Here is a 9,500-nt window from a genome sequence, read left to right on the forward strand (position 1 = left end):
TGTTCCGCTTTCTTTTTATATTCGAATTCTAAATCAACATAATGAAAAAACTGACTTACCTATTATGCTTGTTGGCCTTCGTTTCCTGTAAATCAGGCGATGCCAAAAAAGAACTTAGCACACTTGTGGATACTTACTACGAGGAGCAATTGAAACTCAACCCCGTTGCGGCGACGGCCAATGGCGACAATCGTTACAACGATCAATTGAATATTGATTTCACAGATGCGCATCGTGCCAAAATCAAGGCACTTTTGGAGAAAACGCAAACGAGTTTAGGCGAAATCGATCGGGAGAAATTAGATGCGAATGACCAAATCACCTTTGATATCTTGAAGCGTGACATCGAATTGGGCTTAGAGGGCTTGACATTCCAAGACAATTTAATGCCCTTAAACCAATTTTATGGCTTTCACTTGACCTTTGCGCAGTTGGGCAGCGGTTCCGTGATGCAACCCTTTGCCACGAAAAAGGATTATGAAAATTGGGAAAAACGCATGCACATCGGGGCCGCTTACATGGATTCGAGCATCGTTTATTTCAAAAAAGGCGTTGCAGCAAACATTGTTTTGCCAAAGGCTTTGGTTCAAAAAATCATTCCGCAATTGCAATCGTTCAACGTGTCTGACATCAAGCAAAGCACATTTTACGGTCCATTGAATAATTTTCCAAAGGATTTCACGGCGGCCGACAAAGCGAAATTCACGCAAGAATACACGCAAATAATCCAGTCGGAGATCATGCCTGCCTACGCACGTTTGGCACAATACCTTCAAACGGAATACTTACCAAAATCCCGTACGACCACGGGTATTTCAGCGATTCCGAATGGTGCGAAATATTATCAATACTTGATTCGCGTTTTGACGACCACGGATAAACCTGCGGAGGAAATTTACCAAACCGGTCTATCCGAAGTGAAGCGCATTCGGACGGAAATGGAAAAAATCAAAGATGGCGTTAGTTTCAAGGGGGACTTGAAGGCATTTTTTGAATTCATGCGGACGGACAAGCAGTTTATGCCCTATAAAAAACCTGCTGAGGTGCTTGCCGCATTTGAAACCATTCACAAAAAGATGGAACCAGCGTTGAAGACGATGTTTGGTAGAGTTCCCAAAACACCTTTTGAGGTTCGTCAAACCGAAGCATTCCGTGCGGCATCTGCATCCGCGGAATATTTCCAAGGATCCGAAGATGGAACCCGACCAGGTATATTCTATGTACCTATTTTGGATGCGACTAAATTCAATAGTACTTCCGGGATGGAAAGTTTATTCTTGCATGAGGCGATTCCAGGGCATCATTACCAAGTAAGTCTCCAACAAGAGAATAGTGCCATGCCAAAGTTCCGTCGTTTCGGAGGCAACTCGGCCTATGCAGAAGGTTGGGCGCTATACACAGAAAGTTTAGGAAAAGAGTTAGGACTATACACAGATCCATACCAATACATGGGAGCTTTGGGCGATGAAATGCACCGAGCAATTCGCTTAGTGGTGGATGCGGGCATGCACTCGAAAAACATGACACGCGAGGAAGCCATCAAGTACATGATGGACAACGAACCCCTTGGCGAAGAAGGAACCGTTGCCGAAATCGAACGCTACATGGCGATTCCAGCGCAGGCACTTTCGTATAAAATCGGAGCCTTAAAAATTCGCGAGATTCGTGAGCGCCTAAGCAAGGAATTGGGACCGAAATTCAAACTTTCCGACTTTCACGATGAAATCCTGAAAGATGGCAACATGCCACTGGATGTGATGGAAAACAAGATGAATCGCTGGGCGAAGGGATTGTAATAGCCCCAAACCCCAGACTAAAGTCTGGGGATATAAATGTAAAACCCCAGGCTGAAACCTGGGACAACATATTTTTATAACCCCAGGCTTCAGTCTGGGGATTTACCCATGATCAACCTTACCACCAACTTCTCCATTCTTCGCACCGCGTACCTGATTCGCCCGAACAGCCAAATCCTATGCATCGGATCTTGTTTTGCGGAAAATATGGGACAGCGATTGGCCGACTTGCCTTTAGAAGTATCCAACCAGGCGTTGGGGACATTATTTCATCCCTTGAGCATTTTGCGGGGCTTGAGCCTGCAGCCTATCCTATCGACCGACTTATATAAACAAGGAAAACTATATGTCCATCCTGATTTTCATTCGCAATTCATGGGTGAGAATGAAGCGGACTTTTTGGCCCAACTGACTGACATCAAAACAAAAACGCTTCAGTTTTTATCCAAAAGTCAGTTCCTAATTATTACGTGGGGAACGGCATTTTATTATGAAGATCAAATTTTAGGGAGGGCAATTGCCAATTGTCACAAACAAGCCGCTGTACGATTCATCAAAAAACAAAGTACGGTGGAGGAGATTTGTTTGGCCTATGAAAACTTTATCAAAGAAAATCCGACTCAAAAAATCATTTTAAGTGTTTCCCCGGTTCGGCATACCCGCGACGGGATACCTGAAAATACGGTTTCAAAAGCGACCTTGCGTCTTGCGGCAGATATTTTGGTTAGAAAATATCCCAATCAGGTGATGTATTTTCCTGCCTTTGAGATCATGATGGATGAATTACGCGACTATCGTTTTTACCAAGCTGATATGATTCATCCGACAGAGCAGGCCATCAATTACATCTATGAACGATTTAAGTTGGCACATTTCGAAGATGACCTTTTAGATATCGCGAAAAAATGGAAAGAAATCATCGCTACTGTTAATCACAAACCGCATCCTTTGCAATACGCGCAGCATCGTGATATTTTATTAAGACTTCGAAATGAAATTAACAAGGATCAATCGGGTGTGGATAAGTCCAAATTATTGGCAAAAATAGACCAACAAATATTGGCCTTATCTTAAGACAAAGCCCTATATTTGAGGTTTGAAAGGAAAGAACGTATTATGGGAGAATTGAGTGTAACAAAAGAAATCATCTTAGGCGCGTTGAGCACCGTACAGGAACCGGATTTGAAAAAGGATTTGGTGACCTTGGGGATGATTAAAGATATCGAATTGGGCGTAGGCGAAGTTCGCTTCACGGTTGTTTTAACGACGCCGGCCTGCCCGTTGAAGGAGAAAATCAGACAAGATTGTGAGGGCGCCATTCATAAATTAGTGCATCCAGACCTAAAAGTTGTCATCAACATGACCGCGGAGGTAACGTCTATCCAACAACAAGATCCCTTAATTCCAGGTGTTAAGAATGTCATTGCGGTGGCTTCTGGCAAGGGAGGGGTGGGTAAATCGACCGTTACGGCGAATTTAGCCATGGCTTTGAAGAAAGCAGGCGCCAAAGTGGGTATTTTGGATGCCGACATTTCGGGCCCTTCGATTCCGGTGATGTTTGGCGCGGAAGACATGCAACCTTTGGTGCAAGAAATCAATGGCAAAAATCGCATTCAACCCATCAACCAATACGGCATTAAATTGATTTCGATGGGCTTTTTAGCCCCTACGGAAAGCCCTGTGCCTTGGCGCGGGCCGATGATGACGCAGGCTTTGCGTCAATTTTTCGGGGATACGAATTGGGAAGAATTGGATTATTTATTAATCGATTTACCTCCAGGAACATCCGACATCCACTTGACTTTGGTGCAATTAATCAAGTTGACCGGTGCAGTCATCGTCACTACACCACAAAAAGTGGCCTTATCAGATGCGACCAAAGGCTTGCAATTTTTCAAGCAAAATGGGATCAATGTGCCTATTTTGGGATTAGTCGAAAACATGTCATATTTCACACCGGCGGAGTTGCCCGACAATAAATACTATTTGTTTGGCAAAGATGGTGGCAAGGAATTAGCGACAAAATATAAAGTTCCATTTTTAGGCGAGGTACCCTTAGTACAGGGAATTCGGGAAGCGGGCGATGCGGGAAAACCGATTGCGGCGGAAGAAGGACCGACGGCAGAGGCATTTGGACAAATTGCGGCTAATTTGGCGCAGCAAATCGCGATTAACAACGCACAATAGACAGCTACATGGAAAATCACCCACTCTATTCCAGAATCCAAACGGCCTTAGATAGCATTAGACCCTATTTAGTGGCAGATGGCGGAAACGTAGAGATTGTTGAAATCACGACCGAAAATGTGTTGAAATTAGCGCTGGTAGGCAATTGCCAATCATGTAATATGTCGGCCATGACCTTTCGTGCCGGCGTCGAAGAAGCGATTCGTCGCGACGTACCTGAAATTACAGCAGTAGAAGAAATCAAAGTAGGATGATGCGCATAGGAATATTTTTTGGTGGCCAGGCGCGAGAGCGTGAAATCAGTTTTGCCGGTGGTAAAACGGCGATGGCACATATCAACAAGGCTTTATTCAGCCCCATTCCGGTCTTTGTAGACGGTTTAGGAAATTTCATTCTGATCAAGGAAGAACTAATTTTCCAGGAATCTATCCGAAATTTCTTTCCACCAGCGGCTTACCAAACAGCACCCTTTTCGGTTTATACCGAATCATTAATGGATTTGAGCGATTACGATGCGATGATTGCATCCATTGGAACGAAAATTAGCCCAGCAGAATTTTCTGCACATTTTGACTTTGCATTCATCGCCATGCATGGTCCGGGCGCGGAAGATGGCAGCATTCAAGGCTTGTTGGAATGGTTCAATATCCCCTATTCGGGACCGAGTTTATTAGGTTCGTCGATTGGAATTGATAAAATCAAACAAAACGATTGGCTTAAAAAGAGCGTCGGTTTGAATAAAAAATACTTCGTATTGCAGCGCGCTGATTACGAGGCATTCGGTCGGGAGACCTTGTTTGAGCAAGTAAAAAAGGCCATTGGAATTCCCTTTGTTGCCAAAGCGCCCCATCAAGGATCATCGATTGGATTAGCCTTTGTGAAGGAAGATTCGTTGGAAGTATTTGATCAAGCGATTAAAAAATGCTTGTTCATTCAGGAGATATACAGAGAGCATTGGATTACGTATTCGGAAGACCAACAAGTGGAGGTACTTCAGAAAATGGTCAATTTAGACGAGGGCATTGGATTTCCCGTGCGCTTTAATCATCAAGTATACGCTCACCCAGCTGAATTATTGAGCGCGTTGCGCGAATACTTTACACATACGGTGACGAAGGCTTGTATTCATTCGATGCATTCGGAAGATGCGGTCTTGTTGGAAGCCTTTGTCAATGGAAATGAATTCAGTTGCGGGGTCATTCAAACGCCCAAAGGTGAATCGGTAGCCCTTCCTCCAACGGAAATTGTCATTGACGAATCGGTGGAAGTATTTGATTTCAATGCCAAATACAAGTCAAAATTAACGCGCAAGCGCATTCCGATGGATGCTTCTTTGCAACATCTTCAAGAAATTCAAGTGCAGGTGAAGCAGGCCTTTGATGATTTGGGATTCGGAGTTTGTACGCGGATAGATGGATTTTTGACATCCGAAGGCGTGGTTGTTTTACATGACCCCAATACGATTCCGGGCATGTCGCCGAGTTCCTTGATCTTTAAGCAGACCGCGGAAATTGGCCTAACAGTCACTGATTCGATTACCTATTTTATTCGTCAATCGATTCGTGAGCGAATGCGTAATGGCAAAAATTACCATGCATTCCGGAAGCTTTTGGAAGGTTTGGATCAAGCCATTGCAGAGGTTTTGGCGGAGAAAGTAGCGCAAGAGCCACAGGTAATTACGATCGATCCAGCAGATTTAGAAAACAGTTTTGAAGCTGCCAAACAAGCAGCCGCACGTTTAGCCGCCTTAGGAAATCAACCCTATCAAGTCGTTGTTCCGATGGAATTGGAAGAAGGCGAAGTTGAATATGTGTTACATGTAGCCCAATTAGCCAAAGAAAGTGGAAAAGAAATGATGGAAAGCATGCACCAAGGAGTCCATCCACTCATTGCACATACACGTCAGGCAGGATCCGAAATTACAGCGTTTTATACACGATAATATGGAAGCGTTAAATCCCTTACAATATCCCATTGGGAAGTTTTCAGCACCCGAAGTCATTACGCCAGCTTTGCGTGAAGAATGGATTTCGATCATCTCGGACCTTCCCGGCCAATTGGCTGATTTACTGGCCAACGTGGATGAAAGCTTGTTGGAAAAACCCTACCGCCCAGGAAGCTGGTCGGCAAGAAAAGTGATCCATCACCTATACGACAGCCACATCAACAGCTACATTCGATTTAAGATGGCATTGACGGAAGACAATCCGACGATTAAACCTTACGATGAAAACACCTGGGCAGAGATGCCAGATGGCAACGAGGCACCGATTGAATGGTCGATTGAGGGTGTTAAATACATTCACTTGCGCTGGGTTTTCTTAATGAAAACCATGCAAGAATCGGATTGGTCGAAGACATATTTTCATCCGGAACGTGGGATAACGTATCGTTTGGATAAAGTTTTAGGCATTTATGCCTGGCATTGCGTGCATCATTTGAAGCATGTTGAGTCGGTTTTATGAGTTAAGAGTGAAGAGTTGAGAGTGAAGAGGTAAGAGGTAAGAGGTTTTGTCTTTGGCAAACCTTTCAGGATTGCCAAAGTTTGAGACGTATGAAATGCGGCGATTGCATCATTAATGATAACCCTAGGCTTTAGCCTAGGGACGACCAAAAGCCTTACATCAACTTTTTGATTTCTCTGAAACCCCTAGGTTAAAACCCGGGGTTATGAAAGATGGGAACCTACCCCCACACTAAAATCCTTCGGACTAACAATTTGCAACTAGTGACTAGCGACTGATGACTAATCTACTTCTTTTTAACCCTAGGCTTTAGCCTAGGGAATCAGCCGAAGGCTGAAATAATAACGCGAATTAGTTAAAACCCGGGGTTATGAAAGATGGGAACCTACCCCCACACTAAAATCCTTCGGACTTCGGACTAACAATTTGCAACTAGTGACTAGCGACTGATGACTAATCTACTTCTTTTTAACCCTAGGCTTTAGCCTAGGGAATCAGCCGAAGGCTGAAATAATAACGCGAATTAGTTAAAATCCCCAGGTTAAAACCCGGGGTTATGAACGTTGGGAACCTACCCCCCTCACTAAAATCCTCCGGACTTCGGACTAACAATTTGCGACTAGCGACTGACGACTAGCGACTGACGACTAGCGACTGATGACTAGCGACTAGCGACTGATGACCTTCTTCTTATTCCACGGCGCCGTTGTATTACTCGCCATATCGATCGCCAAAGCAATCATCAAAAGGGTGAACAAGATAATCACCCAACGAAATATTTTCTGATTATTCATATTAAAACCGTGCTTTAACTGTGGCGCTGCCTTGTGTAACTTCCTCCCAAGCGTCGAGCGTGGGCCACTGCAAATGTACAAAATTGGCCGTATCCATTTGAATTTGTTCGCCAGATAAATAGGAAGCGACATAGGAAATGGATGGATTATGTGCGACGAGGTACACGCAGGCCGAGGGGCTTTTGCCTAATTTTTCCAAATAAGCAGGGCCTGAGGCATGATACCAATCATTAGAAATCTCAGCGGGTTTATCCGTTAAAATTTGATAGGTTTCTAAGGTTCTAATCGCATCGGAAACATACCAAATCCCATCTGGCAACGGATAATCTAAAAGTGTTTTCGCTAGATTTCTCGCCTCTCTGATTCCTCTTTCCGACAAATGTCGGGCTTCATCCGGAATCGTATAGGGTCCCGCGTGCGCGTGTCGGATGAGGATTAATTCGATCATGATTTGATGAGTGGATATTCGCCAGCGGCATGTTTGGCACCCATCTTAATGTAGTGATCGGCGCCGTGTTTCAGGGCTTCGATTTGCTCGGGACTTAAGGTTTTGACCACTTTGGCAGGACTACCCAAGACCAAGGAATAATCGGGAATTTCCATGCCGGCAGTGACCAAGGCGTGGGCGCCGATTAAACAACATTTACCCACTTTGGCCCGATTCAACACGGTGGCATGCATGCCGATCAAGGATCCCTCCCCGATTTCCGCACCATGCACAATGGCCGAATGGCCGACGGTCACCCGCGGACCAATGATTGTTTTATCACCTTCGTCGGCGTGTAGAACCGCATTGTCTTGAATGTTACAACCCTCGCCCAAATGGATTTCCTCCACGTCAGCACGAACAACGGCACCATACCAAATCGTTACATCTTTTTCGATAGTGACGCGTCCCATGACGCTGGCGGTAGGTGCGATAAATAAGGCCATAGCATTCTTTTTTTGTCAAAGATAAACAGAATTGATAATTTGCTGCATGGAAAAAAGTTTATTCGAAGTTGCGGGTTGGTCGGAGGAAGATTGCATCCTTTCATTGGGTTGTGGCGCCGCTTGGTGGGAAATTAAACAGATGGCCGAAAATGCGGCAGGCGAAATGCTTTTATTGGACCCAAATAAAGATGTGTTGAACTGGCCTGATGTCGAAGAAGGATTATCTTACTTTGAAAATCATTATCAAACCCGTGTCGCAACGCCCATCCACATCATCCATGCGGAAGCTTCCGCGATTCCTTTGGCAGCTGCCACCGTGGACCAAGTTTGGCTGTTAAATTCCTTGCATGAGATGGATGACCTGGAGGCTATTTTGGCAGAAATAGACCGCGTATTGAAGTTGGATGGTTGTGTCATCATGGAAGAGATTCTTACAGGGGGAATTCACGACGGATGCGGAAAACGCCTGTTTAAATTGAATGAATTAATCGAATTATTTCGGGGTGTCGATATGCGCGTCGACTTTCAGAGTTCCAAAGACCACGAGGCAGATTACGTAAAATTCGTTCGTTGAGGCTTGATTCCTAGCGATGCTTTTCGCAAATTTGCAGCTTATATGAGCAACATCGACAAACCATTTATCATCGGAATTACGGGAGGGAGTGCTTCGGGCAAAACGCTTTTTTTAAAGCGCTTGATGGAACAATTCCCGGAGGATGAAATCTGTCTCTTATCGCAAGACAATTACTATCGTCCGATAGAGCATCAGACCAAAGATCATAATGGTATCGAGAATTTCGATTTGCCGGGTGCCATTGATGACGAGGCTTTTGCGGCCGATGTCGAAAAATTACGCTCGGGCGAAGTGGTTAGTCGGCCGGAATACACCTTCAACAATTCCACGAAAGTACCTGATCTTTTGCATTTTCATCCGCGCAAAATTTTGGTTGTAGAAGGAATTTTTGTTTTTCATTTTCCAGAAGTTGCCAAATTATTGGATTTGAAAATCTTCATCGATGCCAAGGATAAGGTGAAACTGAAGCGCCGCATCAAACGTGACAACGAGGAACGTGGTTATGATTTACAAGACGTGATGTACCGGTGGAAATACCATGTAAAACCCACTTACGAGGCTTACATTCGCCCACACAAACGATCGTGTGACATTGTAATTCCCAACAATGATCATTTTGAAAGAGGTTTGGAAGTTATTGTGCATTTCTTGAAAGCTCAGGTGTAGGGGGGTAGACGCTGCCGGGGTCTGCGACCCCGGCAGCGTCACTCCGCTAACGAGCCAAAGTCCACTTTAGTATCTCCCCCACTTC

General features: G+C 44.7%; 11 protein-coding genes. 8 read left to right on the forward strand and 3 right to left on the reverse strand.

Translation table 11 applies throughout. The features are described from left to right. Positions 1-41 precede the first annotated feature (41 nt). From PQG45_RS08090 to PQG45_RS08115, 6 genes are all read left to right on the forward strand, one after another. Complete coding sequence (locus PQG45_RS08090; RefSeq protein WP_315577152.1) at positions 42-1,796, forward strand: DUF885 domain-containing protein; 1,755 nt, start codon at positions 42-44, stop codon at positions 1,794-1,796. Between the two features lie 108 nt (positions 1,797-1,904). Then, complete coding sequence (locus tag PQG45_RS08095; protein WP_315577151.1) at positions 1,905-2,870, forward strand: GSCFA domain-containing protein; 966 nt, start codon at positions 1,905-1,907, stop codon at positions 2,868-2,870. 42 nt (positions 2,871-2,912) lie between these two features. Further along, positions 2,913-3,983: an Mrp/NBP35 family ATP-binding protein gene (locus PQG45_RS08100; protein ID WP_315577150.1), complete on the forward strand. Its 1,071-nt coding sequence runs from the start codon at positions 2,913-2,915 to the stop codon at positions 3,981-3,983. A gap of 8 nt (positions 3,984-3,991) precedes the next feature. After that, positions 3,992-4,237 (forward strand): NifU family protein, encoded by a 246-nt coding sequence (locus PQG45_RS08105; protein WP_315577149.1) that lies wholly within the window; start codon positions 3,992-3,994, stop codon positions 4,235-4,237. Beyond that, positions 4,234-5,925, forward strand: coding sequence for a D-alanine--D-alanine ligase family protein (locus PQG45_RS08110; RefSeq protein WP_315577148.1), 1,692 nt, complete (start codon positions 4,234-4,236; stop codon positions 5,923-5,925). Before PQG45_RS08105 ends, PQG45_RS08110 begins: the two co-directional genes overlap by 4 nt. Before the next feature lies 1 nt (position 5,926). Then, on the forward strand, positions 5,927-6,448 hold the full coding sequence (locus PQG45_RS08115) for a YfiT family bacillithiol transferase (protein WP_315577147.1): 522 nt from the start codon (positions 5,927-5,929) through the stop codon (positions 6,446-6,448). A 668-nt stretch (positions 6,449-7,116) separates the two neighbouring features. Here the strand turns inward: PQG45_RS08115 and PQG45_RS08120 are convergent. Genes PQG45_RS08120 through PQG45_RS08130 form a run of 3 tightly spaced genes read right to left on the reverse strand, consistent with a single transcriptional unit; the run spans position 7,117 to position 8,175 of the window. Beyond that, on the reverse strand, positions 7,117-7,242 hold the full coding sequence (locus PQG45_RS08120) for a hypothetical protein (protein WP_315577146.1): 126 nt from the start codon (positions 7,240-7,242) through the stop codon (positions 7,117-7,119). A gap of 1 nt (position 7,243) precedes the next feature. Continuing rightward, positions 7,244-7,690, reverse strand: coding sequence for a SixA phosphatase family protein (locus tag PQG45_RS08125; RefSeq protein WP_315577145.1), 447 nt, complete (start codon positions 7,688-7,690; stop codon positions 7,244-7,246). Beyond that, complete coding sequence (locus tag PQG45_RS08130) at positions 7,687-8,175, reverse strand: gamma carbonic anhydrase family protein (RefSeq protein ID WP_315577144.1); 489 nt, start codon at positions 8,173-8,175, stop codon at positions 7,687-7,689. Before PQG45_RS08130 ends, PQG45_RS08125 begins: the two co-directional genes overlap by 4 nt. 46 nt (positions 8,176-8,221) lie before the next feature. Between PQG45_RS08130 and PQG45_RS08135 the strand changes: the two genes are divergently transcribed. Together PQG45_RS08135 and udk are read left to right on the forward strand one after the other, a co-directional pair. Then, on the forward strand, positions 8,222-8,749 hold the full coding sequence (locus PQG45_RS08135) for a class I SAM-dependent methyltransferase (protein ID WP_315577143.1): 528 nt from the start codon (positions 8,222-8,224) through the stop codon (positions 8,747-8,749). Positions 8,750-8,791: 42 nt separating this feature from the next. Beyond that, a complete protein-coding gene (gene udk / locus PQG45_RS08140; RefSeq protein WP_315577142.1) occupies positions 8,792-9,415 on the forward strand; it encodes a uridine kinase in 624 nt (207 codons plus the stop codon). Positions 9,416-9,500 lie beyond the last annotated feature (85 nt).

This window comes from Aquirufa regiilacus (assembly GCF_032470275.1).
In the GTDB taxonomy this organism is placed as follows: Bacteria; Bacteroidota; Bacteroidia; order Cytophagales; family Spirosomataceae; genus Aquirufa; species Aquirufa regiilacus.